The 24,969-nt window shown below is 44.7% G+C and carries 24 protein-coding genes; 12 read left to right on the top strand and 12 right to left on the bottom strand.

The genetic code is table 11. From position 1 onward, the window contains the following. Position 1 precedes the first annotated feature (1 nt). Positions 2-1,189 carry a glycine betaine/L-proline ABC transporter ATP-binding protein ProV gene (gene proV / locus A6D97_RS04375; RefSeq protein WP_017067805.1) on the bottom strand — a complete coding sequence of 396 codons (1,188 nt, stop codon included), beginning with the start codon at positions 1,187-1,189 and terminating at the stop codon, positions 2-4. A 640-nt stretch (positions 1,190-1,829) separates the two neighbouring features. Here proV and A6D97_RS04370 point away from each other — a divergent pair. Continuing rightward, on the top strand, positions 1,830-2,567 hold the full coding sequence (locus A6D97_RS04370) for an HAD-IIB family hydrolase (RefSeq protein WP_065583888.1): 738 nt from the start codon (positions 1,830-1,832) through the stop codon (positions 2,565-2,567). 40 nt (positions 2,568-2,607) lie between these two features. Here A6D97_RS04370 and A6D97_RS04365 read toward each other — a convergent pair whose 3' ends face one another. The 3 genes from A6D97_RS04365 to A6D97_RS04355 form a co-directional block, all read right to left on the bottom strand. After that, complete coding sequence (locus A6D97_RS04365; protein WP_017068050.1) at positions 2,608-2,820, bottom strand: TIGR02450 family Trp-rich protein; 213 nt, start codon at positions 2,818-2,820, stop codon at positions 2,608-2,610. Positions 2,821-2,961: 141 nt separating this feature from the next. Next, positions 2,962-5,409 (bottom strand): molybdopterin guanine dinucleotide-containing S/N-oxide reductase, encoded by a 2,448-nt coding sequence (locus tag A6D97_RS04360; protein ID WP_017060333.1) that lies wholly within the window; start codon positions 5,407-5,409, stop codon positions 2,962-2,964. A gap of 22 nt (positions 5,410-5,431) precedes the next feature. After that, complete coding sequence (locus tag A6D97_RS04355) at positions 5,432-6,526, bottom strand: NapC/NirT family cytochrome c (RefSeq protein ID WP_017060332.1); 1,095 nt, start codon at positions 6,524-6,526, stop codon at positions 5,432-5,434. A gap of 307 nt (positions 6,527-6,833) precedes the next feature. Between A6D97_RS04355 and A6D97_RS04350 the strand changes: the two genes are divergently transcribed. Next, a complete protein-coding gene (locus A6D97_RS04350; RefSeq protein WP_017060331.1) occupies positions 6,834-7,109 on the top strand; it encodes a nitrogenase-stabilizing/protective protein NifW in 276 nt (91 codons plus the stop codon). A 135-nt stretch (positions 7,110-7,244) separates the two neighbouring features. Beyond that, positions 7,245-8,369 carry a M14-type cytosolic carboxypeptidase gene (locus A6D97_RS04345; protein WP_065583887.1) on the top strand — a complete coding sequence of 375 codons (1,125 nt, stop codon included), beginning with the start codon at positions 7,245-7,247 and terminating at the stop codon, positions 8,367-8,369. A 143-nt stretch (positions 8,370-8,512) separates the two neighbouring features. Here the strand turns inward: A6D97_RS04345 and A6D97_RS04340 are convergent, their stop codons facing one another. Continuing rightward, positions 8,513-8,869, bottom strand: coding sequence for a hypothetical protein (locus A6D97_RS04340; RefSeq protein WP_017060329.1), 357 nt, complete (start codon positions 8,867-8,869; stop codon positions 8,513-8,515). A 267-nt stretch (positions 8,870-9,136) separates the two neighbouring features. After that, entirely contained in the window at positions 9,137-9,763 is a 627-nt protein-coding gene (locus tag A6D97_RS04335; RefSeq protein ID WP_017060328.1) for a LysE family translocator, read from the bottom strand. Between the two features lie 209 nt (positions 9,764-9,972). Between A6D97_RS04335 and A6D97_RS04330 the strand changes: the two genes are divergently transcribed. From A6D97_RS04330 to A6D97_RS04320, 3 genes are all read left to right on the top strand, one after another. After that, complete coding sequence (locus A6D97_RS04330; RefSeq protein ID WP_065583886.1) at positions 9,973-11,211, top strand: DEAD/DEAH box helicase; 1,239 nt, start codon at positions 9,973-9,975, stop codon at positions 11,209-11,211. Positions 11,212-11,464: 253 nt separating this feature from the next. Continuing rightward, complete coding sequence (locus tag A6D97_RS04325) at positions 11,465-11,686, top strand: hypothetical protein (protein WP_017057116.1); 222 nt, start codon at positions 11,465-11,467, stop codon at positions 11,684-11,686. A 127-nt stretch (positions 11,687-11,813) separates the two neighbouring features. After that, positions 11,814-12,116, top strand: coding sequence for a thiamine-binding protein (locus tag A6D97_RS04320; RefSeq protein ID WP_017065764.1), 303 nt, complete (start codon positions 11,814-11,816; stop codon positions 12,114-12,116). A 57-nt stretch (positions 12,117-12,173) separates the two neighbouring features. On the opposite strand, the gene A6D97_RS21955 is transcribed toward A6D97_RS04320, so the two are convergent. Together A6D97_RS21955 and A6D97_RS04315 are read right to left on the bottom strand one after the other, a co-directional pair. Beyond that, positions 12,174-12,341, bottom strand: a complete 168-nt coding sequence (locus A6D97_RS21955) for a hypothetical protein (RefSeq protein WP_170791802.1) — start codon at positions 12,339-12,341, stop codon at positions 12,174-12,176. A 109-nt stretch (positions 12,342-12,450) separates the two neighbouring features. Beyond that, positions 12,451-12,714 (bottom strand): DUF1289 domain-containing protein, encoded by a 264-nt coding sequence (locus A6D97_RS04315; RefSeq protein ID WP_017060324.1) that lies wholly within the window; start codon positions 12,712-12,714, stop codon positions 12,451-12,453. Positions 12,715-12,902: 188 nt separating this feature from the next. Between A6D97_RS04315 and A6D97_RS04310 the strand changes: the two genes are divergently transcribed. The 5 genes from A6D97_RS04310 (at position 12,903) to A6D97_RS04290 (ending at position 17,873) form a co-directional block, all read left to right on the top strand. Continuing rightward, entirely contained in the window at positions 12,903-13,349 is a 447-nt protein-coding gene (locus A6D97_RS04310) for an META domain-containing protein (protein ID WP_004734625.1), read from the top strand. A 428-nt stretch (positions 13,350-13,777) separates the two neighbouring features. Continuing rightward, the gene (locus A6D97_RS04305) at positions 13,778-14,944 is read left to right on the top strand and encodes an ABC transporter substrate-binding protein (protein ID WP_017068055.1); all 1,167 of its coding nucleotides are present in this window, start codon (positions 13,778-13,780) and stop codon (positions 14,942-14,944) included. Positions 14,945-14,949: 5 nt separating this feature from the next. Then, positions 14,950-16,650, top strand: a complete 1,701-nt coding sequence (locus tag A6D97_RS04300) for a thiamine ABC transporter permease (RefSeq protein ID WP_017065762.1) — start codon at positions 14,950-14,952, stop codon at positions 16,648-16,650. Beyond that, a complete protein-coding gene (locus A6D97_RS04295; RefSeq protein WP_065583885.1) occupies positions 16,616-17,266 on the top strand; it encodes an ATP-binding cassette domain-containing protein in 651 nt (216 codons plus the stop codon). Before A6D97_RS04300 ends, A6D97_RS04295 begins: the two co-directional genes overlap by 35 nt. Beyond that, positions 17,256-17,873, top strand: coding sequence for a CDP-alcohol phosphatidyltransferase family protein (locus A6D97_RS04290; protein ID WP_017060320.1), 618 nt, complete (start codon positions 17,256-17,258; stop codon positions 17,871-17,873). Before A6D97_RS04295 ends, A6D97_RS04290 begins: the two co-directional genes overlap by 11 nt. Before the next feature lie 93 nt (positions 17,874-17,966). Here A6D97_RS04290 and A6D97_RS04285 read toward each other — a convergent pair whose 3' ends face one another. The 4 genes from A6D97_RS04285 to A6D97_RS04270 all read right to left on the bottom strand — a co-directional run bounded on the left by A6D97_RS04285 (position 17,967) and on the right by A6D97_RS04270 (position 23,043). Next, complete coding sequence (locus A6D97_RS04285; RefSeq protein WP_065583884.1) at positions 17,967-18,920, bottom strand: class I SAM-dependent methyltransferase; 954 nt, start codon at positions 18,918-18,920, stop codon at positions 17,967-17,969. Positions 18,921-18,928: 8 nt separating this feature from the next. Continuing rightward, complete coding sequence (locus A6D97_RS04280; protein ID WP_017060318.1) at positions 18,929-19,627, bottom strand: TIGR01621 family pseudouridine synthase; 699 nt, start codon at positions 19,625-19,627, stop codon at positions 18,929-18,931. 177 nt (positions 19,628-19,804) lie between these two features. Next, entirely contained in the window at positions 19,805-21,421 is a 1,617-nt protein-coding gene (locus A6D97_RS04275; RefSeq protein ID WP_065583883.1) for a methyl-accepting chemotaxis protein, read from the bottom strand. A 188-nt stretch (positions 21,422-21,609) separates the two neighbouring features. Continuing rightward, positions 21,610-23,043, bottom strand: a complete 1,434-nt coding sequence (locus A6D97_RS04270) for a sodium-dependent transporter (protein ID WP_083190207.1) — start codon at positions 23,041-23,043, stop codon at positions 21,610-21,612. A gap of 366 nt (positions 23,044-23,409) precedes the next feature. Between A6D97_RS04270 and cls the strand changes: the two genes are divergently transcribed. Beyond that, on the top strand, positions 23,410-24,864 hold the full coding sequence (gene cls, locus A6D97_RS04265; protein ID WP_065583881.1) for a cardiolipin synthase: 1,455 nt from the start codon (positions 23,410-23,412) through the stop codon (positions 24,862-24,864). Positions 24,865-24,969 lie beyond the last annotated feature (105 nt).

Genomic DNA, 24,969 nt, shown 5'->3' with positions numbered 1-24,969 from the left:
TCTACCCCTTATCCAATGTTTGTAACAGTCGTGACTTAGTCACCACGCCAAAGTAATTACCTTGCTCATCCACAACAGGCACTGAGTAAGGCACACCACCAACTAGGCCAAGCACATCATTGATTGGTAAATCAGGGTTCAGCGTTAGTCCATCATCGAGCTGTGCGCTGATGAGTGATTTGTTCTCTTTGTGGGCTTTACGAAGCGAGTCGATAGAGACAATGCCGGAGTAACGGCTGCTCTTCTCAACTACGATGCCGTACTCGCGGTCGTTATCCATCAAAATTTGTAGAGCGGACGCTGGGCCATCGTGTTCTGATTTTTTAAATACCGCAGCTGGCTTCTTACGCGCAATGTCTTTCACAGTAAGTACGCTTGCTACGTTCACACCACGGAAGAAAGCTTCGACATAATCATTCGCTGGGTTACTAAGAATATCGTCTGGAGTACCGACTTGAACCACTTCGCCATTTTGCATAATCGCAATTCGGTCACCGATACGCATCGCTTCATCCAAATCATGCGAGATAAAAACAATGGTTCGTTTATCGTCATTTTGAAGGCGAATAAGCTCATCTTGCATTTCAGTACGAATCAAAGGATCGAGCGCCGAGAACGCTTCGTCCATCAACAAGATATCTGGGTCACATGCTAGTGCACGAGCCAAACCAACACGCTGCTTCATACCACCAGATAGTTCATCTGGGTAAGATTCTGAATATGCGCCAAGGCCAACACGTTCAAGTGCTTCAAGTGCTGATTGCTTTCGTTGCTCAACTTCAACACCCGCAAGCTCTAGACCAAATGCGGCATTCTCGATGACCGTCATATGCGGCATCAAAGCGAAATTTTGGAAAACCATCGAGATGTTGTTGCGGCGAACTTCGCGGAGTTCATCTTCTGAGATGTGGGCAATGTCTTTGCCTCGAAGAAGCACATTGCCTTTGGTTGGTTCGATCAAGCGGTTAAGAAGGCGTACTAGGGTTGATTTGCCAGATCCTGACAGTCCCATTATGACGAAAATCTCGCCTTCTTGGATACTAAGAGAAACATCGTTAACGCCGATCGTTAGCCCTGTTTCTTCGAAAACTTTATCTTTATTTGCGCCTTCATTAATCATTGTAAAAGCACGGTCGGTGTCTTCACCAAACACCTTGTACAGTCCCTTAACTTCCAGTATGGGATCCATGTAATCTAATCCTTTCTCAGTTATTTAAACTTAAATTGGTTATTTAAACCCGAAAAACAATTAGCACTCTAAGTAATTGACACGTGTAAATCAAGGTTCTTCGCTCGGTAAAACAAGGCAACAGACTGAAACCAGACCAGCAACAACAAGACCAAAAAATAAGCAAAAACAAAGCAAGACACTGATAATAAAAGGGATAAGTTAGATAAGCGTACGGCCAATATTATGTATTACGTAGTCGTAGATTATTGAATATTAATTTTACATTAGAGTAATTAATAGGCTGAATGAACCAACAAAAGCCACAATTAGTTCGTGCACAAATAATTCGAATGCGAACTATTTATTAAGCTTTCATGATGTTTCCGAGGCGAAAGTTCGCTCGGTAACAAGGATAAGATCGACTCTCAATCTCTACCTAAAAACCAAAGGTCAACCGTCTAAAGTCAGCGAGTTGAAATCAACCTTTTAGACCAAGAATTTTAATACATCACACCAACTGTGATACTTGCTGCAAACTGTCAATTGGTGATTATCTAAGCTGGGTTTCAACTTGTAGAGTGCTCATTGCTGAGCCATTCTTTATAGAAGAAATAAGCATTTCCCCGTGACGAAATAGAGAAAAAGACAAGGAATTCGAATGATAAAAATGTTGGTGTGTGACTTTGACGGTACGCTTGATGGAGGCTCATCTCACGGTGTTAACCAGCTATTTGATTACCTCACAGAACAACCTGATATTCGCTTTATCATCGCGACAGGAAGAACATTACCTTCGATTCGAATGGGTTTAGAATCGGATAACTACCCGAAGCCACACAGTATTATTAGCGATGTGGGCACCAAAATTCATCATGTTCATTCCCAAAAACCAGACCATGTTTGGCATAACCAACTGGAAGCTTCTTGGAACAAATCAAGGGTAGAGACGGCTCTCGCCCCCCTTGATTTTATGGGTGATCGCATAGAAAACCATCAAGGCGATTACAAGATCACCTTTGAAGGAAAGCTTTCAGAGCCTCAACACGAACTGATTGAATCTAGCTTGGAGATGCACGGATTAGATGTTCACCTGACTTACTCTCATGATTGGTACTTAGATATCACACCAAAAGGCGTTAACAAGGCGACTGCGATTCACCACCTACTCGAACAACACGATTTGAGCGTTGCAGAAGTGTGCGTCGCAGGTGACTCAGCTAACGACACCTCAATGCTCACCATTGAAGGCGTAAACTCGATACTGGTTGCTAACCATTACCCAGAGGTTGCTCACCTATCGGATAGAGACAACGTATACACGAGTAGAGCAACACATGCTGAGGGTGTCTTAGAAGGCCTTAAATACTGGCAAGGGCGTGCAGCAGCGGGTAATTAGAAATAAGTAGAGGTGACCGACTGCTCCCTGCTTCCTATCCTTATTTCCAACCGGGAAGCCAATGATCCTTGTCGGTGAGATCCCGCCAGTTGATGTCTTCCTCTCGTTTGGTCATCACCGCTTCTATCAAACAACGAATAACCTCCCCTTCTTCAAACTCTACCTCTGTGACCATAAAGTGTTTTTCTTTCTTTACAGGGCTAACGGCCGTCCATTTACTGCGAAGTAGTTTCTTTGGATTGATTCGATTCATGAGTTTATTTCTCGCTTAGATGTCATTGATTATTATGGATTGTCTAGCCGACACTGAGTAATAGTCTTCGTCGCAAGAAAAGGATCAAAAAAAGCCAGCGATTAGGCTGGCTTCATTCAGTTAGCTATTACTTGTTAAAGATTAGCCGTTTTTAGGTGGATCAAATGCCGTGAGTTCTAATACTGGACCTGTGTATTTTTCAATCTTCACAAGCGCAGAGTTTGCAGCACAGCCATTCGCCAAACGAGAAGTCGGGATATCCAACGTAAGCACGTTACAGCCACCGTTTTTACATAGACCTGTGTCTTTATCTAAATCAGGCCAACCGCCTTCATGGATACATACAGAGCCTTGTTTGATGCCATCCGTCACTAATGCACCCACCAATACTTGTCCACGACCATTATGTGCACGAACCAAGTCACCCGTTTTAATGCCTCGAGCTTTCGCATCTTCAGGGTGAATTGAAATCGGCTCACGGTCTGCAATCGCATACTCTTCGCGGATCTTCGCGTAGTTGAACTGGCTATGCAGACGGTGCGCGGCGTGCGCTGTCATCAGTTGCAGTTCGCCATCTTTAGCGTTGCCTGTGTACTCTGTTGGTTCTAACCAAGTTGGGTGTGCAGGGCAATCATCTAGTTGGTAACCTTCAATGGTTCTTGAGAATATCTCGAACTTGCCACTTGGTGTACCTAGTGGGTTCATGATTGGGTTCTCACGAAAATCAGCGTAACGAACAAACTGTGCGTTCTTCTCGTTCCACTTCATCTCGATCAACTGATTATCTTCCCAGAACTTGCTGAAGTTAGGCATTACGATACGCTGACCACGACCACCTTGCTGTGCGGTTTTGTAAAAACCATACAGCCATTCCATCTCGGTCTTGCCTTCGGTGTACACATCACGACCACCCGGAGCAAGTAACTCAGACATGTCCGCAAATACATCGAAATCGTTACGAGCTTCACCTTGTGGCTCAACCACTTTCTTCATTGGCACTAAGTGTTGGTTACTGTAGTCACCCGTCATCGTCATATCATTACGTTCAAACGATGTAGTAATTGGCAGAACAATATCCGCGTGCTTAGCTGCTGCTGTCCAGTAAGGTTCTGAGATAACAATCAGCTCAGGCTTTTGCCAAGCTTTGATCAAGCGGTTGGTATCTTGGTGGTGAGTAAAGTTCGCACCGCCTGCCCACCAGATCATTTTGATCTCTGGGAACGTTAGGTTGTGACCATTGTGATGGTAGCTTGAACCCGGGTTTTCTAGCGCTTCAACAATACGCGCTACAGGGAATGCGTTCACAGATCCTGAAACAGCCCAATCGTTACCCGCCGAAGAACCACCGCCAAGTGACGCTGAAATCGCAGGAAGTACGCCTGCATCACGAGCAGGGTTACCACCGTTTGAGTAGTGGTAAGAAAGACCGAAACCACCACCAGGCAAGCCAACTTGACCTAGCATTGTCGCTAGCGTAACCAACATCCAGTGACGTTGTTCACCGTATTGTTGACGCTGCATACCCCAGCCAGACATCAGCATAGTACGGTTCTTACTGAAGATATCCGCAAGTAGCTCAAGCTGCTTCACTGGCACACCACAGATCTCAGACGCCCACTCAGCAGATTTTTCTACGCCGTCTTCCTTACCCATCAAGTAAGCTTCGAATACGTCGTAACCTGTTGTGTATTTACCCAAGAATTCTTTATCGTGCTTGCCCTGTTTCACTAACGTGTGTGCGATACCCATCATCATGGCTACGTCAGTCATTGGGTGAGGAGCAATCCACTCTGCGTTGTCACCAAAAAACTCGATAGTCTCAGAGCGCATTGGGTCAATCGCAATCACTGTCTTGCCCGACTTCTTCAACTGGTGGAAGAACTCAAGACCTGCACAGTCGGTTGAGCTCCAAGCGATCTTCAAGGTGTTAATTGGGTTTAGGCCCCAAAGTACCACCACATCACTGTGCTCAAGGATAACTGGGTAAGTCGTCTGCTGTTCATACACCTCAATCGAACCCACAACGTGCGGCATGATAACTTGCGCAGCACCTGTTGAGTAATCACCTAAGTGACCAGAGTAACCACCAGCCATGCTCATATAACGTTGTAGAAGCGTTTGCGCTTTGTGCAGAACACCACTTGAACGCCAGCCATAAGAGCCTGCGAATACAGATTCCGCACCGTGCTCTTGACGAATACGTGAGTGTTGTTGGTGAATCAATTTGTACACTTCATCCCAAGAGATACGAACAAATTCATCACTACCACGTACACCTTCAGGTGCAGATGGGTTAGCCAAGTAGCCTTTACGAACCATAGGGTACTTAACACGCGCTTTGGTGTGTACTTGATCAGGGCCTGTGGTCTGCAGGCTATTTGGAACCGTTTGTGCCAGTGCATTCGTCGTCGACACTAACTTGCCATCTTTCACTTCACACAGCATTGGTCCCATACGACCTGATGTTAGAACACCAGAACCACGTTTGTCCGAAGCAATTGCGCTCATCGGCGTCAAAGATGTGAATGCCAACGCACCAGCTGTAATACCTGTGCCTTTCATAAATCCACGACGTGTCATATTAGTCATAATTTTATCCTTCTAATTCTCTTTAGTGACCAACAACGTCTTTCGCGTGGTTTTGGAAGTACTTAGTCAGCAGCTCAAGGTTTTGCTCAGAAATGTCTGTACGGTCGCCCATACTTTTCGCAACAGGTCCCCAAGCATTCACAGTGAAGTGGTTTGAAGGAATTTTCGCGTGACACGTTGCACAGTAAACGTTGTCCAACTCTTCTGCGTAAGACCAGATTGGGTCTAGTTTATCGACAACTGGAGAAGTGATATCACCCGTTAGCGCAACTGAACGCCACTCGTTACCGTAAGCATCGGCTTTATAGTCACCAGTAGTCAGTGCTTCTTGACCTTTGTCTGTCAATGTCGCAACGATTGCACGTTGGCCTTCACCGAAGTAAAGCACTTGCTCTGCACCTTTCATTTGGAATGCATTCAAAGTCACAGTACGGTTGTCGCCTTCAGCCTTGACCACTTGCAGTTCTGCTGTTGGGTTTACACTGCCGAAGTCACCCATTGCGATATCGGTTACTGGGTAAACCACTTTCGCATCTGCTGGCGTGTTTTTCGTAAATGCGATCAGGGTATCGAACGCTTTGCTATCTAGCTGAGCTTCAGGAGCAAAATGTGCAACGCCTTTGTGACAATCGATACACGTTTGGTTATTTTCACGACCATAAGCATGCATTTTTGCTGCATCACGAGATTGCTCGAACTCTTCCATTGCATCGAATTCGTGACAAGAGCGACAAGTCGCTGAGTCATTCTCGCGGAATTGAGCCCAAACTGTCTCAGCCATCTCTTCACGGTGTGCTTCATATTTCTCAGGCGTGTCTATCTTACCTGAAATAAATTCGTGGTAGATGTCTTTGGACGCTCTTACTTTGGTGATCACGTAGTCAATCGGATCAGTTGGAATGTGGCAATCGGCACATTCAGCTCGAATGCCTTTTGCGTTACTGAAGTGTACAGAACCTTGGTATTCTTTGTGGGGTGCTTCCATTGTGTGGCAAGAAACACAAAACTCAGTGCTCGATGTATAGTGCATAACGGCTGCAGTTCCCCCTAAGGTTAACCAACCAATACCTATACCAACCGCCGCTATTAGTGCGATATAACGTTTTTTTATTGTCATAATTCTTAATCATCTTCAACAATTGGTTACAATTAAGATCAGAATAGTACTTTAGGGGTAGATCAGTTTGATTTGGATCATAAATCGCATTCTGAGGAACAAAAATTGAACCTTTATGAGAACCCAAGGGCACTTCACGAAATTATTCCCCACCAGATACAAGCACCCACCAAATAAGAATCGACGGTTAAATATCTATTATTGATTAATCTAACATCAACGAGACAAAACGGCTTTCTAAGTCAAAGAAGTAAATTGTAAATCTATTACAATATTGGCTATCTATTTTTCATAAACTCCTCACTCAATGAACCAAACAGAATTCCAACAAAAAATGGCGAGTTTCACCTCGATTGAACAAGCGCTTGATTACTTCGAAATTGGGTTTGATAGCAAGTTCATCAACCAAAATAGAGTCGAGCTTATGAAACGCTTTAATGGTTATCTGATCCTGTCAAAACCCGATGATTGGTTCTCTGGACGAAGAGCGCTGAAAAACGCTTATTGTAAGGTTCAACGCAGCAAGTTAGATCGCCACACACGTTCAGCCTGTCGTGGGTGTACAACTTGTCAGCGTCGATAGATAGGAAGTACTGCTCAAAGTAGAGAACTAAAAAGTAGATAGTTGAAATAACATCTCATTACGATTTAGTTAGTGGTTTGCTCGAAAAAAAGTGTGCTAGTCTTACGGCAACTCAACTACGAGATAAAAACTACAATGAAAATTTTCAGCAATTTCGAAAGCGGCAACATTCACGTCGTTTCTGCAGATTCACCACAAAACATTCAACTGACTATCCCAGCAGACTACCAAACTGAAATCTCTCAGTGGTTTCACTTCCGCTTAGAAAGTGAGGCTCAACAAGCTCACCACTTTGAAATCGGTCAATTGGCAACATCTGCCTACCCTGAAGGCTGGAAAGATTACGATGTGGTTGCATCCTACGACCGTGAAGAGTGGTTCCGTATCCCATCTCAGTTCGATGGCGATACATTAAGCTTCGATATCATCCCTGAACACGATTCAATGTACTTCGCGTATTTCGCACCGTACTCATACGATCGTCACCAAGATCTTCTGCACAGTGCTCAAACGCACCCAGCTTGTAAGCTTGAAACTCTAGGTCACACGCTAGACAACAACGACATCACTTTGCTAACTATCGGCGAGCCAAGTGAAGAGAAGAAAAATATCTGGGTTATCGGTCGCCAACATCCAGGCGAGACGATGGCTGAATGGCTAATCGAAGGTCTGCTACAACGCCTGCTTGATGAAACAGATACGGTCGGTCGCTCTCTTCTAGACAGCGTTGTGTTCCGCGTTGTACCAAACATGAACCCAGATGGCAGCATCCGCGGTCACCTGCGTACTAACGCGATTGGTGTTAACCTGAACCGCGAATGGCAATCACCTTCTATGGAACGCAGCCCAGAGGTATTCCTTGTTCGCGAGCGTATGCTAGAAACGGGCGTTGACCTGTGCCTAGATATTCATGGCGATGAAGCGATTCCATATAACTTTGTAGCAGGCAGCGAAGGCACGCCTTCATACAACGAGCGCATCGCGAAGCTAGAGAGCCACTTCAAGCAAGCACTGCTGACTATCACGCCAGAGTTCCAAGATGAATTTGGTTACGATAAAGACGAACCAGGCAAAGCAAACATGACAGTTGGCACAAACTGGATTGGTGAGCAATTCAAGTGTTTGGCTTACACCGTCGAGATGCCATTTAAAGATCACATCAGTCACGCTGACGAACTTTACGGCTGGTCTCCAGAACGAAGTGTCGCGTTTGGTCACGATATGCTAGCCGCAGTTTGGGCTACAGTAGACGAGCTATAAGGCGAACTAAGCTCATTAGCTTTACCTGTATCGCCTTTGGTTTATAAGAATCTGGGCTATAGATAGAACAAAGCCCAGCACTTGTGAAAGTGCTGGGCTTTTTAATATCGGCTTGGATGAGTGAATCTAACTTTAAAAGCTTTCTATGCCACTCTGAGGCTAGCAAAAAACACTGGGTATCTTTGCCTAATGTGGCGTTGTTCAGACACCATATCTTTGAAGCTCGGACCTTGTGATAACTGAACGATCACTTCGTCACCTTCTTGTCGCAATACAGCACCGCTAATATCGATACTGTTGTTGTCATGCAACCTCAAGGTGCCGGCCATTGAAAAGCCACGATAAACCGGAATGATGTTACGCATCATCAGGCGTACACCCTTTTCAGAAACTTCGCTGACATGAAAAAGCTCATCCTTAATTCGCATCACCGGACGAGCCTTTTGAGGGTACTTTAAGCGGTAATATTTGCGTTTCTGGGTGAATGAATCTTCACGCATTGGTGACTCCCTGTCTCTGTTATTTCGGTCAAGCAATAGGCTGTAGCTTCAATTGGTCTCAAATAAACACATTCACCAAATTGATAGCTAATAATTATATCGACTTCCCGAGCTAATGCTTTAGAGATTTATACAGAGAAACACTGATTGCTTAGCATTCAGTAAAAAATGAGAACTGAATCGGAAATGAAAACTAAGATGGAAACGAGAACTAAGCCGGAAATGAACTGAACCAATAGCTAAAAACCCAATTCTTCGCATCGCACCCTAAAGCTGAAACAATGCCAACTGAATGCTGAAGCCCACGAATAGAATCCCACACACAATGTTCATCATTTGCGAGGTGCGCTTTTGAACTAACAAGCGCTTAAAGGTATCCGCCATTAAGATCACAACTAAGAACCACATCGACACCACTGACGCTTGAATTGCACCAAGTATCAAACTGTCTGTCACAATCGCATCTGTTGAAACAAATTGAGGGAATATAGAAAGATAAAACAGGACAATTTTAGGATTCAGTAGATTAGTGAGAAGCCCTTTGAAAAATTGCTTATAAAGCTTACTTCCCGATGCACTGACCACAGAGAGCACGCCCTCTTGAGCGCGCAGCGCCGCACGAAAATGGTTATACCCAAGCCAGACAAGATACAAAACCCCAGCCCACTTTAGCCCTTCAAAGGCCATGGGAGTGTTCGACAGTAATAAGCTTATGCCGTTAGCCGAGATAAAGGCATGAAAAAAGAAACCACATGACACGCCCAACACGTTCACAAATGCGAACAGCTTCCTTTGAGTTAAGGCTGTGCTTAATACCAACAGCGCATTTGGGCCCGGGATAATGGCAATAAAAAACACGATAACGATAAACAGCCAGATACTGTCCCAACTCATTTCGATCTCATTTCATGAACATTTTCAGGGCGGACATTGTACGTCCATTCAGTGCCATTACAATATGATAAACGCTTAATTATCGCGTATAGCTAACAGACATAATTCGCGCGTATAATGAATGTGTTTATCGTCTAACATACAAAACTGATTCTCTAACATTTATAGCCCTGTTAGACTCCACCTCCATTTTGATACTTGGTTCATTTATGTCATTTGATAACCTCACCCTTAACGCAAAAACCGTCACAGCGATCCCTTCTCAATTCGACAAACCGACTGAGATACAACAAGCGGTAATTCCATCAATTATTGCGGGTAAAGACGTACTTGCGTTGGCTCAAACAGGTAGCGGAAAAACGTTGGCGTTCGGCTTACCCTTGCTGAACAACATCAACCATGATGTGAATGGACTGCAAGCGCTTATCATCGTCCCGACACGTGAACTCGCGTCTCAAGTGACCAAATCTTTAGAGCCGATCGCAACAGCGCTTGATATCAAATTGGTAACGCTAACGGGCGGCGTAAATACTGATGATCAACAGCAACAATTATCGACTAAACCACAATTAGCCATCGCCACACCGGGCCGCCTACTTGCTTTAATCAAAAGTGATGAACTGGATATAGCTCGGTGTTCATCATTGGTTCTTGATGAAGCCGACCGCCTGATCGACATGGGATTTTGGCCAGATATTCAAGCGATTACTTCAGCACTACCGAGCAAACGTCAGTCACTGTTGTTCTCTGCGACACTTCCGCCCGAATTAGTAGGTCAGGCTGAAGAGCTTCTTTCAAATCCAGTTAAGGTCACGACACATCAAGAAAACAGCGTGGTCGCGGCTATTGAAGAAACCCTGTATTTAGTGAACAAAGGCAGTAAAGCTCAAGCGCTCATCGCACTACTCAATCAACACACATGGCCGCAAGTATTGGTATTTATTGGCGCAAAAGACAATGCCGATGCATTAACCAAACGATTGAATAAAGCCAAAATCAGTGTGAGTGCGTTACATGGAAATAAGAGCCAAGAAGAACGAGAGCAAGCATTAGAAAGTTTCAAAAATGGCGAGACTCGTGTGCTTATCGCGACAGACGTGATGGCTAGAGGCATTCATATTGATCAATTACCTGTCGTAATTAACTTCGAATTACCTTCTCACTCAGCAACTTACGTACACCGCGTTGGTCGTACAGCAAGAGCAGGAAGTACTGGCTGCGCGGTCTCTCTGGTTAGCCACAGCGAAACTGACTACCTCAATGCGATTCGCACCTTGACCAATAAGCCGTTAGTGCTGCAACCATTAGAGGGTTTCCCGGTTACCGACAAACCTGCATCTGAAACGACCGCTCGCAAGCGTCCACCTAAAGATAAAATGGCCAATCGAAGAACAGCTAAAAAGAAAAGCATTAAGCAATTTAAAAGCAAACCAAATAGCTCTAAGTAACCAGAAATAACTCTAAGTAACCAGAAATAGAATGGTCAGCTCAGTTTGTACTGGGCTTTTTTATATGCAACAAAATACAAATTCACACCCAAAAACTTCCCTAAAGTTGCCAACTTAAATGACACTTTTTTGAATTATGATGCCAACGTATTGATTCTTGGTTGCTCAAAAAAAATACTCTTAAATCACGTTGACGCCCCTATATCTAGCAACTAGATTTTTCTATTAGTGTCTACAACAGGAGGTCATTGAAATGAAACGTGCTAGCTCTACATATCGATTACAACTGATTAAGGAAGTGGCAACTCGCCGAGATCGTCAACGTTCCAATGACCCGATGGCAAACTACATACAAACCCTAATAGATAATAAAGATGATTGTGATACTTCGGTTGAACGCAACCAGAGGTTCAGTGGCAGTCATTTTGATGAGCACATAGGTGGTTGGGTAAGTGACCACTGGGGTAACAAGTAGGACAAAGAGAGTAATCCAACCAGCATAATCGCTGTAGAATTCGTCTCCGAATTAACCTATCATCTGCAACAATTCCCTATCCTAGAGTAAGCAGAAAGTGTCTGAGTTAAAAAGAGAAAAAGAAGTGATGGTTGCCTTCCAAGTGATACCTCGCGTTAAAGAAGGCAACAACTTCGAAGTGGTTGATAAAGCCATTGAAGTTGTGAAAGCTGCCGATGTGCCTTTCCAAGTCGGTGCGATGGAAACTACGATGAAAGGTGAACTCAACCAATTACTCGATATCGTTAAAAAAGCAGAACAAGCTTGCTACGATGCAGGGGCGGTAGAAGTGATCACAAACATTAAGATTCACAGTAAAACCACCGAGGCCGATGATACATTTTGCACGTACCATCGTGGTGTAACGAAAGCGAATCACATGTTTGTTTAATCACATTTTTGTTTCTGAAAACTGAGCTTTAAGAAAGGCTCTGAAGAACCAGTGGTGTTATTGGAAAGGCATGTCTGAGAGGTGAGAAAGGATTTCCATTCGTTCTTCTTCTGACATCGAATGCCAATCACGCGGAGTCTCTTCAGGGTCATCTTTTGCCTCGATCGGTTTTCGGTCAAGTGCTTTGACTGGCTCTTTTTTGATTTTTACGTTCTTTTTATTCATACCGACACCACTCCTTCAGGTACAAAGGTACCTACTTTAATATTACACCCCAACCATTATGTAAAGTAATAGTTACTTCGGAGTTAAATAAAATCTAAATACTTCCTCTTTAGCCAAAAAGATCTCTTTGGGGACTGGTATTTCCCTCTTCATCGACCTGCTTACCAATCAAGTTTTTTTGATTCATTATTTTTCTTCTATAGCGCTGACGACACAGCTTTATCACGTGCAATTGTTCTGACGGTGTCATCGACATCCAATTAAAGCGCTCTTCTCTCTTGCGCATACAACCGTTGCAATAGCCTTTGTCATCGCTTGAACAAACCCCAACGCAAGGGCTTGGAACTTGGAAAAACTCTAACTGCTCCACCATGCCTCCTTACACATTCAAAATTACGCTTACTCTCTCAAAAATAAGCGATTAATTTGTCGCCTGGCTCATGAAACCCATACTAAACTATGACCTTATACTGACACATATAGTGTTTTGTAAACTATACTTTGAACCCATCAAGTTACACTTATCCGGTAACTTCGTTCTTTCCTTTGGAGCCTTATAATATGAAGTTTAGTTCAAAAAAATTACTAGCAGTAGCCGCTTTACCTATGATGCTAGCAGCATGCACAACAACAGGTGACAACGCGATGCAAGTAACACCAACCGATCTACAGCACCATAATTGGGAACTTGCGCAAATTGATGGCAAGGACATTGTGAAAAGCGAAGACCAAGCAGCTCCTCGTCTAGAGATCGGCGAAAAGATGACTGCAAACGGCATGGCTGGTTGTAACAACTTCTTCGGTCAAGGCGAGCTGAAAGACGGTCAATTCCGTATCAAGCAAATGGGCATGACAATGAAAATGTGTCACGGCTCTGCGATGGAAATCGAACAATCGGTTTCTGCTACTCTAAGCGAGTGGAGCGACGTAACGCTAACAAACGATACGCTAGTACTGAAAAACGATGTACACACGCTAACGTACACAATTCGTGACTGGGTAAACTAATCCGTCATCGAAACCAAATACTGATTAAAGGAGCCTGATGGCTCCTTTTTTATTGTCAGCTTGCCCTCACTACTTCTTCAAAATTGACACTCATCGCCGACTTTTCGTACCAGCCTCCAATAAACCTCAAAAATCTCTCATTTAGATGCAATAAATTCAACGGTTCAGCGGTCTGTTGCTAGGATGGCAAAAGCCTAGAGTCTGTCGAGTTTTCGAGGTGATTACAGATCGAACAAAACTCAACCGAGAACTCCCTGCTTGTTCTCAAGTAATTGATTGAATTTACTGTTGAATTAGAATTTATTTCAGAAACAGATAGAATAACTATTAGGGCATGTTGATCTTTCGTTAACCACGAAGGGTCAACACGCCCTAGGGAGTTTGAAAATACAATGCTCTTGCCCGTTCACTACCAAATGGAAAAGTTTATGAACAATATAGTAAGTACGTTAGGAATCATGGCAACCGTTGCATACAGCGCAACCATTTATGCTGATGAAGCAACATCCATCGACAGCTGGAACCAAATAGAACAGCAGGCAGAGGGAGAAACTGTCTACTTTCACGCTTGGGGCGGAAGCCAAGAGATCAATCGTTACCTACAGTGGGCAGGCAAGAAATTACAAAGTGACTACGGTGTCACGTTAAAGCATGTGAAAGTGACCGATATTGCGGAAACCACCACTCGACTGCTTGCTGAAAAAGCGGCAGGAAAGAACAGTGAAGGCAGCGTCGATATCGTCTGGATTAATGGCGAGAACTTCCGTTCGATGAAAGACAACGCGCTATTGTTTGGGCCATTTACGGAATCACTTCCAAATTGGCAGTATGTCGATAAGTCTCTGCCAATTGATGTCGATTTCTCAGAGCCGACAGAAGGCTTAGAAGCACCGTGGGGCGTGGGACAACTGGTGTTCATTCATGACCAAGAAACACTTCACAACCCGCCACAATCATTCTCTGAGATGTTAAGCTACGCTCAGGCTTTCCCGAACCGCTTAAGCTACCCTCGCCCACCAGAGTTTCATGGCACGAGCTTCATTAAGTCACTACTGATTGAACTAACAAACAATAACCCTGCGCTGGCTCAGCCGGTTTCAGAAGACAACTTCCAAGAAGTAACGGCACCATTGTGGGCTTACTTAGATAAATTCCATAAAGTGGCGTGGCGCGGTGGAAAGCAGTTCCCAGCAGGCACATCGGAAAGCATCCAACTTCTGGATGACGGACAGATCGATCTCGCGATTACGTTTAATCCAAACTCTGTTTATTCAGCACAAGCCAGTGGTCGCTTAGCCGAAACCACTAAAGCTTATGCTCTAGAAAGCGGCGCTCTATCTAACATTCACTTCCTTGCGATTCCTTGGAACGCCAATGCAACCGCGGGTGCTCAAGTGACCATTAACTTCTTACTGAGCCCTGAAGCACAGTCTCGCAAGGGGGACCTCAATGTTTGGGGCGATCCTTCGGTTCTGAGCAGCAAGTACCTCACTGGCAGCGCTAAAAACACCCAGCAATTTAAATCGGTTGATGAACCACACCCTAGCTGGCAAAACGCGCTCGAGAAAGAGTGGCTTAAGCGATACGGTAACTAGTCTTCATGCTACGCGCTCTATATTTTGTTGTTATAGCTGTATGCATTATCCCGACCATTCCTGGGGTAGCGGGAGTCGTGGCTTCGTCACTGAGTTTCATCCCGCCCCTTGGTTTAGAGGAGCCGACACTCAACGGTTTTAGCCAAGTCTTTCAATGGGAAGGGGCTTGGCACTCTATTGGCTTAAGCCTAGGTTCAGCAATTGCAAGCAGCTATATAGCCTGCTTCCTGACCTTTTGTATTCTTCAAGCCTCTTGGGGAAACAAGTTTTGGAGAAAGATTGAGTTTACGCTATCGCCAATGCTTGCCATTCCACATGTAGCTTTCGCTATCGGCTTTGCTTTTCTGTTTAGTCCAACGGGGCTTGGCGCAAGAGCGGTACATCACTTGCTCGGCGAATCGGCTACCAGCTCTGAATTGGCGTTATTGGTGAAAGACCCATACGCGTTCGGCTTAATTATTATGCTCGCACTCAAAGAAGTCCCCTTCTTATTGCTGATGAGCATTTCGATACTTCAGCAAATTGATGTAGAGCGTATCACCAAGGTCAGTGCATCGCTCGGTTACAGCCGCGCTCAGATCTGGTGGAAATGTATTTTCCCACAATGGTTTACTAAGCTTCGTTTCCCAATGCTGGCGGTACTCGCTTACAGTGTCTCGGTTGTCGATATTGCTTTGATCATAGGCCCAACCAACCCGCCGACCTTTGCCGTTTTGGTATGGCAATGGTTCAACGATCCGGATCTTAACCTACTTCCGCGAGCTGCTGCTGGTGCCATCGTTTTGTTTGGTTTAGCTTCGTTGATCATCGCCTTGGCGCGTTTAGTTGAATGGGCGGTTCTTAAGTACTTTCGAACTTGGCAGTATTCCGGAAGAACAGGGGCAAACCTTCCGGGGAAAACGGTATTCACTGTCCTTGCTAGCCTTTCACTGCTGATCATTCCTTTAATGGTAATTTGGAGCGTTGCTCAGCGTTGGCGCTTCCCTGATTTACTGCCGAGCCGCTACAGCACGCGCTTCTGGGAGTTCGAGTGGGAAGGCATCATGAGCACCGTTGGTCAAAGCTTATGGATTGGTCTGATTGCTGCTTCAATCGCTTTGTTGCTTGCGCTGGTTGCTCACGAATACAGAATCAAATACAAGTGGCAAGTTCCGGGCTTCATTATCGCTATTCCAATGCTAATACCACAGCTTTCAGTGTTGTTTGGTATGCAAGTCACGACCCTCTACATCGGCAGTAGTGCCTATGAGTTCTGGGTGATTTGGGCGCATGTTTTCTTTGCTTTCCCGTTTGTGTACCTATCTTTGGATGGCCCGTGGAAAAGCTTCAATGATGGGTTGATTAAAGCCTCGCTGAGCCTAGGTAAATCGCCATTTCAGAGTTGGTATTCGATCAAACTACCAATCTTGCTTCCTGCGATTGCCTTTGCTTGGGCGGTCGGGATCAGCGTGAGTTTGGCCCAATACCTTCCAACATTAATGCTCGGCGCGGGCCGTATTAGCACGATCACCACAGAAGCCGTTGCACTTACCAGTGGTTTCGACCGCAGGGTGACAGCAATCTATGCCATTTGGCAGGCCCTATTGCCTCTGTTCTTTTTCTCTTTAGCGATATTAGTCAGCCGACTTCAACTGAGATATCGCCGTCTTACTTTTAAAGGTTTCCTAAGTAATGAGTCTGTACCTCAACGACCTCGCCATCCGTAAAACCGATGGAGATTCGCTGTTCTCAGCGCTAAACGTCACATTAGAATCTGGCCAAATACTGGCTTTGATGGGGCCGAGTGGCTGCGGAAAGTCGACCTTACTGGATGCGATTGCTGGTCACTTAAGTGAAGAGTTTTCGTACTCTGGCACCGTTGTGTTGAACAATATTCAGCTCGACGAGCTTCCATCACATCAGCGTGAAGTCGGTATTTTGTTTCAAGATGACTTGTTGTTTCCGCACCTCAAAGTATGGGAAAACTTGGCCTTTTCGTTACCGAACTCTGTTAAAGGTTCCGCTCGCCAAAAACAAGCAATGGCTGCACTAAAAGACATAGAGCTAACTCACTTAGCTGAATCTTTCCCGGATCAAATATCCGGCGGTCAACGCGCAAGAATAAGCTTGACTCGTATGTTGTTAGCCAAGCCTAAACTCGCCCTGCTTGACGAACCGTTCAGTAAGTTAGACCAAGAGCTCAGAGCACAATTTCGCGATTGGGTCTTCGAACAGCTGACCAAAGCGAATATCCCTACATTAATGGTCACGCACGACGACGCCGATGTACCTCAAGGGGCAGAAGTACTGTCTTGGCCATGGAGAAGTAACCATGCTGGATAAGTACTCCATTAAGGTCATTAAGTGGCCATTAAATCAGTCTGCTAAGTTACTAAACCAATTGGGTATCACGGCCAATCAAACCACGTTATTCGGATTTCTGATTGGGTGTTTAGCGTTTCCAGCGTTGGCATTTCAACAATATGAGTGGGCGTTAGGCTTCATTGTGTTTAATAGAGTATGTGATGGGCTTGATGGAGCCTTGGCTCGAATCCAAGGCATTAGTGATGCGGGCGGTTTCCTCGATATCAGCCTAGATTTCCTATTCTACTCGCTGATCCCTTTTGGATTTGTCATTGCCAACCCAGAACACAACGCCATTGCCGGTGCATTTTTGATCTTCTCTTTTATCGGCACAGGCAGCAGCTTTTTAGCGTTTGCGGTTATGGCAGGCAAGCGAGGCATTGAAAACCCAGTCTATAAGCATAAGTCTCTGTACTACATGTCAGGGCTAACCGAAGGCACCGAAACCATCGCTTGTTTCATCGCGTTTTGTATTTGGCCTCAACACTTTGCGGTTATCGCTTACACCTTTGGTGCAGCTTGTTGGCTAACCACGTTCATGCGTATTTATTTTGGTTTTCAGACACTAAAAAACCAAGCTAGTTAATAAATGAGTTAGTTTCTTGCACCTATAAAAACGCCGCTCATTGTGAGCGGCGTTTTCTATATTAGTATGGATAATGCCCGCTAAATCATGACATCAAGCTTCAGCTGAAGCCGTGATTTTAAACCTCAATACCTTTAGGCTTGAATCAAGGTCGACATCGACAAACTCAGGCGGGTTGTCTAGGCGTTCAATAAACTCAACGCTTGGCGCTTCTTCTGCCATCGTCTCAATCAGGAAGTTTGGTGAGACTGCTGGTGAGTTCACACACGCAATCACTTCACCGCCTTCCGTTAGAAGTTCAGGCAAACGACGTAAGATTTTTTTGTAATCTTTGGTTAGAGCAAAGCTGCCTTTTTGGAACGAAGGTGGATCGATGATAACGAGCTCGTAAGGACCGCCCTTCTTGATTTTCCCCCACGACTTAAAGATATCGTAGCCAAGGAAGTTAACCGAGCGCATATCGTGATCATTCAGACGGTGGTTATCGCGGCCTTTATTCAACGAGCCACGTGACATATCCACATTCATGCACTGACGAGCGCCACCAGCGATAGCCGCGACAGAGAAACCACAAGTGTATGCAAACAGGTTAAGAACGTTCTTATCCTTGGCATTATCTTGTACCCACTGACGACCATTACGCATGTCTAGGAACAAACCGAAGTTCTGATTACGGCCAATGTCTAATTGGTACTTAAGGCCATGCTCAACCACAACCGGAGAGTCATTCAACTCACCCCATAGAACCTCTGAAGGCGCACCATCGGCATAACGGTGTTGCAGAACAATGCTTGTGCCCTGCTTTGATTGCCAGATATCTTTGTTGGTGAGTTCAACCAATCCAGCTTTAAGAGATGACAAGAATTCATCGTCGACTTCTTTAAACACGTTAACCAGTAGCTGTCCATCAACCCAGTCACATGTCAGTTGCTCTAGACCAGGCCAAAACTTACCGCGCCCGTGGAAAATACGGCGTAGTTCGTTTGGTACTTCATTAAGTTGCTGTTCAATATGACTAAAAAACAGAGGTAAAGCTGATGCTTCCATTATTTCACTCACTTAGTGTTTAGCTTTGGCCAAGTTAATGACCAAGGTTCAAGCCAACTGTCCAAACCGTTCGACACGGTTTCTTGATGCCACTTCTCACCCAAGGAGTTTAGGCTTCTTGGATCGCAGACATATTCGTAGGCTTGTGATTGATAGGCAAATCGAATCGCGAAGGCATGCAGATAACCTCTGTCAGCCTCACTCGATGGATTATAAATAGGGTCACCAACAATGGCTGAGCCGATCGACTTCATCGCGACACGGATCTGGTGAGTTCGCCCCGTATAGGGTTTGCATAACAGCAGACGCTCACCGGGTTCAGCCGTTGCTGATAAAAACTGAGTAATCGCAGGGTTCTCTTTGGATGTCAGAAGTTTCCAACTTGAGCGTCGTGAACGCTCCATGTCTCCTGAGATCAAACCTTGCTTTTTCTTTGGCTTCTTAGAGCCAATCGCAAGGTAGTATTTTTCTACTTCACGCTTTGCAAATAGCTGTGAAAGCTCGCTCGCCGCCGACGCATTTTTTGCCAGCAGCAGAATGCCCGAAGTCATTTTATCTAGTCGATGAACGAGATACAGCTTAGGCTCATTAATTGCCTTAGCAACTTCTTGAAGCAACATGGTATCGCCATCGTCTTTGTGGACGCTGACTCCAGGGTGCTTATTGATAAGTAAAAAATCAGAGTGGTTCAGAAGAATATCGAACATTAAAGGCTAGCTCCATTGTAGAACGTGGAGTATACCTCGTCTGAACCCAGATTCCAGCTACGAAAAAGCCCAACTCACTCAATAAATATTGAATCGTTGGGCTTCTTTTCAGCAACTAGCGATCAGTGCGTGGTCTTTACTCGATTACCAATAGGTAAATAGAACCAAGCTACCGCTTTACCCCAGTTTAAACTTACCAACTAATGCTTCTAGCTCAGCAACCTTAGCGTTCAAGCCTGATGTATTTTCGGAGCTACGAGTTGCTAGCTGCAGAGATTGCTCAGAGATATCGCTAATCGCGGTAATGTCCGCTGCAATTTCTTTGGTCACAGCCGTCTGTTCTTCTGCCGCAGTCGCAATAGAGTTAACCATGCTTTGTACATTGCCCGCACCGCTCACAATCGCTTCTAGAGCCGAAACAGCACCTGAGCTTTGCTCAACACCAATCTCAACTAAACGACAGTTATCTTGAGTGTAAGTCACCGCTTCTTGAGTGCCCGATTGAATCGATTGAATGATGCCCGAGACTTCTCGTGTCGCTTTGGTTGTTCTTTCTGCTAGCGCTCGCACTTCATCGGCTACCACAGCAAAACCACGACCAAACTCGCCTGCACGTGCCGCTTCAATTGCAGCGTTAAGAGCTAACAGGTTAGTTTGCTCAGCAATGTCTTCGATTACCTTGATAACGCTACCAATCTGCTCACCGTGAGAACCTAGAGTATTCATTTGCAACGACATATCGCTCATTTGAGTCGACACTTGTTGAATACTCGCCACCATCTCAACAATCACGTTGCGGCCATCTTCTGCAGAGGTTTCTGAGCGACGTGCTTCTTCATAAGTTGAAGTACCTTGCTGCGCCACTTCAGAAATGGTCAAGCTTAGCTCTTCAGCAGCCGTTGCAATCAAGTTAGCTTTGTCTGCTTGAGCTGATGCACCAGTAACGATGTCTTGGCTAATAGAAGAGAGCTCCCCTGTCACCGATTGGACTTGGTGAGTCACAGACGAGATTGAACCTAATAGGTCTACTAGTGATTTCTGCATCTGGTTAATCGACTTAGCCAGTTCAGCCAATTCATCACCAGAATCATCAATAATGTCGCCTGCCGTTAGGTCACCATTTGCTACACGTCGTGCTACTTGTTCTACACGAGTAAGACGATTGGTAATAGAGCTAGACAATAGATACGCAATCACACAACCAAAGACAATCGCAATAGCAGACAACACCATGATGGTGCGCTCGATGGTAGTAAACGTGTCGGTTAGTGTCAGTAGTGACTGTTCTGTATCTGCGCGCTCACTTGCTGACGCTTGATCCAGTAAGTTCTCAATAGGGATAAGATTGCTCTCATACAAAGATCGTAGCTGTTGAATATTGGCTAGTAGCGCAGCTTCATCATTGATCTTCGGCACAAGCTTTGATTCAAACTCTTGAGTGAAACGCCCCATCAGGTCTTCAATTCGCTGAATACGGCGGTGGTCTTCCGAACCTCTACTCTCCAAACGCTTAGCCTGCTCGATAGCTTGAGCAAATTCGTTCTTGCTGGTTCGATAATCATTGAGTGCGTTATCAACCAGTGTAATTGCACCAAGCGCATCTCGGTATACATCACCCGCTTCATCAATCAGTACCAGGTAGGTAACAGTACCCGGAACATCGTCCATTCTAATTTCATCTGCGCTCTGGTGCGCGCCGATAACTTCTATCCATACAATACTGACTAACGTAACAAGCACCGCCAATATAGAGCCAAAACCGGCATACAGTTTCTTTCTCACTGACAATTTCACACAACACCTACCTAAATTAAATACCGATCAAAAATTCTTGATATTCAATATATCGGCTAGGTGACGGATAACTTTAGTGAATGTAATGTTTTATTTTTTGATAAGAATTAAGTATTTGAATAAAAAAATGGGAGCCATTGGCTCCCGTTTCTTAACTTACTTTAGCTCGCGATTGTAGCTTCTTAAAACTATAGCTTCTTAGAGATAAGCGCAGAGCCAGCAATAATACCAATACCTAGTAGCATGATTGCACCTTTACCGCTGTCGAAGCCAGAAGAGATACCCATGAATGCAACGATTGCGATAGCTACTGGGATGATGTACTTAACTAGCGTGTACCATAGACCGAATAGTGGGAAAGATACTTCACCATCGTTAGTGATTTCTTTCTCTAGGTCAGCACGGTTTAGTCTCCAACCAGCGAAGATACATACCAACATACCGCCAACCGCTAGGAAAATCTTATCCGTTAGTAGGTCGAAAATGTCGAACGCGCCAGTATCAAACAGTGTTGGACCGAAGCCGCCAAGTGATAGAGAAGCGAAGATACATAGAATCGCCATTACAACACCTGCAGACAGTACCGCTGTTACACGCTTCATGCCTTTCTCATCGATTAGGTAAGAAACCACAACTTCAAGTAGAGATACTGAAGATGTTAGTGCCGCAACACTCAAACCAACGAAGAACATAAGAGCAAATAGAAGACCAACTACGCCGCCCATTTCAGCGAATAGCTGAGGAACAACAACGAATACTAAACCAGGGCCCGCTGCAGGTTCCATACCGAACGCGAACATTGCAGGGAACATTGCAACACCAGCTAGAATAGCAACACCAGTATCCATTGCGGTTACCATTGCTGTTGTCTGAACTAGGTTCTCTTTCTTCTTAAGGTAAGAACCGTATGTCATCATACAACCCATACCAAGACTTAGAGAGAAGAATGCTTGACCTAGAGCGGCTAGGATTACATTGCTGTCTACTTTAGAGAAGTCAGGACTGAATAGGAACTCAAGACCAGCCATCGCGCCCGGAAGCATAATGCCTTTGATTGATACTACAATAAGGATAATGAAAAGAAGCGGCATCAGGATCTTACCTGCTTTCTCAATACCACCAGAGATACCTTTCATAACGATAACAACGTTAAGTAGTAGGTATAAGCCCATCCACATTAGTGGTTGAACTGGGTTTGAGATAAAGCCACCAAAGCTATCACCAATTGCTTCTGGTGCGTCTAGAAGACCACCTGCAATTTTACCGATGTATGCGATTGACCAACCGCCTACTACTGGGTAGAAACCCATGATAAGTAGACCACTGACTACGCCGATAACGCCAGCGAACGTCCAACGACGGTCAGTTGTTTTAAATGCACCTACTGCTGATTTTTGCGTATGACGGCCAATCGCAAATTCAGTCAGCATGACACTGAAACCAATAAAAATTACAAAAAACAGGTAAATGGCAACGAATGCACCACCGCCACTTTCGCCTGCTGTGTATGGGAATTTCCAAATGTTACCTAAGCCAACAGCAGAACCTGCTGCAGCCATTACGAATCCTAACTTCGAACCCCAGGTATCGCGGGGTGTTGTGGTTGTATTACTAGTAGCCACGTGTACTCCAAACTTTTGTGTTATGTGATGTTGTGTTTTGCTTTGGGTGGCGTCTTTAAAAGGAAGGTGTATAAATAAATTTACACACCTAAAAGATTTGATTGACGCTCGTTGTCTAGCAAGTAAACCAGTTTAAGAATAGAATTGGAAGAGCATACCGTACAAATTTCGTTAAAGATGTAAATTTTTATGGTTAAATGCCGACTTTTCATACAAAACAATCGTTTTCTTCTTAAGTTGACCAAAACTTAACAACTTTAACCTATTTACATCTTTTGCTCTATTTTGTAAATAGTTGAATCCTTAAATTCCCATATCCGTTAAATAGCATTACTATCTAAGTGTCTCTTTTTTCGAGTATTCAATGTGGATAAGCTTTATCATTTTTTAACTTTGGCCTCTGTTGTTTTGTACTGGGTTCTCGTAGCCGGTGTGACGTTTCGTGTTGTACTAAAACGACGCTCTGTCAGCGTTTCTCTTGCTTGGCTAATGGTTATCTACATTATCCCGATTGTTGGTGTAGCTTGTTACTTCCTTTTTGGTGAGCTAAACCTAGGCAGAAAAAGGGCTGAACGCGCTCATCGTATGTTTACCCCTTTCGGCGACTGGTTCCGTCAATTGAATGATTGCCAACTTCACCAACCAGGGAAAGTCGGCTCCCCTATCCATAAGATTGACGAGCTTTGTAACAATCGAATGGGCATCCCTGCACTCAGTGGAAACACTCTATCGCTGCAATCTTCACCAAACGAGATCCTACACGCAATTATCGAAGATATAGAAAATGCACAAACCAGTATCAAGATGGTTTTCTATATTTGGCATCCAGGTGGCCTGACCGATTCGGTTGCCTCTGCGCTGATTCGCGCTGCAAAACGTGGCGTAGATGTTAAAGTTTTGCTCGATTCAGCCGGTAGCCCTCGCTTTTTCAAAAGCCACTGGCAGTCAATGATGAAGGACGCAGGCGTTCAAGTCGTACAAGCACTAGAAGTGAGCCCATGGCGTATTTTCTTACGTCGCCTAGATTTAAGACAACACCGCAAAATCATTGTGATTGACGAGACTATCGCCTATACGGGTTCAATGAACATGGTCGATCCTGCTCACTTCAAACAAAGTTCCGGCGTTGGTCAGTGGATTGATGTAATGGTCAGAGTGACTGGGCCAACCGTTAATGTGTTATCCGCTATTCATGGCTGGGATTGGGAAGTTGAGACTGGTGAACGCATTCTCCCTGATATACCTGAATGCCCAGTTGAAGAAATCATGACACATCATCCGGTTCAAGTAGTGCCGTCTGGCCCTGGCATGCCGGAATATTTGATCTTACAAGTACTGACCATCGCCATCAATCAAGCGAATCATTCTGTACGTATTACTACACCTTATTTTGTGCCAAGTGCTGACTTACTCGAAACACTTAAGATGACAGCTCAACGCGGCGTAACTGTAGAACTGATCATTCCACACAATAACGATTCACTAATGGTTAAATGGGCTTCTCGTGCGTTTTATACCGAGTTGCTTGAAGCTGGCGTGAAGATCTATGAATTTTACGGTGGCCTTCTTCATACCAAATCGGTAGTGATCGATGAAGAGTTTTGCTTGATCGGAACCGTCAATATCGACATGCGCAGTTTGTGGCTCAACTTTGAAGTAACCCTTGCCGTTGACGACGTACACTTCACCAAGCAATTGTTTGATTTACAGCAATCCTATATTGAATCATCTCATCCCGTGGAATTAGAGCAGTGGGAACAGAGAAATTTACGTAACCGCTTCTTTGAGAGACTGTTCTATTTATTCAACCCGTTGCTCTAATACTCCTCGCTCGCCGACCACCATTGGCAACGAATAGTATCTTTGCGATCGCTTTTTAACTTTTCATCACAAATCGAGGAAAAGTTAAAAACCAAAAGAAAACGT

It is taken from the genome of Vibrio sp. ZF57 (genome assembly GCF_001691235.1).
Lineage (GTDB): Bacteria > Pseudomonadota > Gammaproteobacteria > Enterobacterales > Vibrionaceae > Vibrio > Vibrio crassostreae_C.
This window is presented reverse-complemented; position numbering and strand designations above follow the sequence as displayed.

What these genes read in the sequence shown, in the direction of transcription:
- A6D97_RS04345 (WP_065583887.1), top strand. Translation starts at nt 7,245, where the DNA reads ATGAAAATTTTCAGCAATTTCGAAAGCGGCAACATTCACGTCGTTTCT.
- A6D97_RS04310 (WP_004734625.1), top strand. Translation starts at nt 12,903, where the DNA reads ATGAAGTTTAGTTCAAAAAAATTACTAGCAGTAGCCGCTTTACCTATG.
- A6D97_RS04325 (WP_017057116.1), top strand. Translation starts at nt 11,465, where the DNA reads ATGAAACGTGCTAGCTCTACATATCGATTACAACTGATTAAGGAAGTG.
- A6D97_RS04320 (WP_017065764.1), top strand. Translation starts at nt 11,814, where the DNA reads ATGGTTGCCTTCCAAGTGATACCTCGCGTTAAAGAAGGCAACAACTTC.
- proV (WP_017067805.1), bottom strand. Translation starts at nt 1,189, where the DNA reads ATGGATCCCATACTGGAAGTTAAGGGACTGTACAAGGTGTTTGGTGAA.
- A6D97_RS04335 (WP_017060328.1), bottom strand. Translation starts at nt 9,763, where the DNA reads ATGAGTTGGGACAGTATCTGGCTGTTTATCGTTATCGTGTTTTTTATT.
- A6D97_RS04300 (WP_017065762.1), top strand. Translation starts at nt 14,950, where the DNA reads ATGCTACGCGCTCTATATTTTGTTGTTATAGCTGTATGCATTATCCCG.
- A6D97_RS04285 (WP_065583884.1), bottom strand. Translation starts at nt 18,920, where the DNA reads ATGGAAGCATCAGCTTTACCTCTGTTTTTTAGTCATATTGAACAGCAA.
- A6D97_RS21955 (WP_170791802.1), bottom strand. Translation starts at nt 12,341, where the DNA reads ATGAATAAAAAGAACGTAAAAATCAAAAAAGAGCCAGTCAAAGCACTT.
- A6D97_RS04355 (WP_017060332.1), bottom strand. Translation starts at nt 6,526, where the DNA reads ATGACAATAAAAAAACGTTATATCGCACTAATAGCGGCGGTTGGTATA.
- A6D97_RS04330 (WP_065583886.1), top strand. Translation starts at nt 9,973, where the DNA reads ATGTCATTTGATAACCTCACCCTTAACGCAAAAACCGTCACAGCGATC.
- A6D97_RS04305 (WP_017068055.1), top strand. Translation starts at nt 13,778, where the DNA reads ATGAACAATATAGTAAGTACGTTAGGAATCATGGCAACCGTTGCATAC.
- A6D97_RS04360 (WP_017060333.1), bottom strand. Translation starts at nt 5,409, where the DNA reads ATGACTAATATGACACGTCGTGGATTTATGAAAGGCACAGGTATTACA.
- A6D97_RS04315 (WP_017060324.1), bottom strand. Translation starts at nt 12,714, where the DNA reads ATGGTGGAGCAGTTAGAGTTTTTCCAAGTTCCAAGCCCTTGCGTTGGG.
- A6D97_RS04340 (WP_017060329.1), bottom strand. Translation starts at nt 8,869, where the DNA reads ATGCGTGAAGATTCATTCACCCAGAAACGCAAATATTACCGCTTAAAG.
- A6D97_RS04280 (WP_017060318.1), bottom strand. Translation starts at nt 19,627, where the DNA reads ATGTTCGATATTCTTCTGAACCACTCTGATTTTTTACTTATCAATAAG.
- A6D97_RS04350 (WP_017060331.1), top strand. Translation starts at nt 6,834, where the DNA reads ATGAACCAAACAGAATTCCAACAAAAAATGGCGAGTTTCACCTCGATT.
- A6D97_RS04370 (WP_065583888.1), top strand. Translation starts at nt 1,830, where the DNA reads ATGATAAAAATGTTGGTGTGTGACTTTGACGGTACGCTTGATGGAGGC.
- A6D97_RS04365 (WP_017068050.1), bottom strand. Translation starts at nt 2,820, where the DNA reads ATGAATCGAATCAATCCAAAGAAACTACTTCGCAGTAAATGGACGGCC.
- A6D97_RS04290 (WP_017060320.1), top strand. Translation starts at nt 17,256, where the DNA reads ATGCTGGATAAGTACTCCATTAAGGTCATTAAGTGGCCATTAAATCAG.
- A6D97_RS04295 (WP_065583885.1), top strand. Translation starts at nt 16,616, where the DNA reads ATGAGTCTGTACCTCAACGACCTCGCCATCCGTAAAACCGATGGAGAT.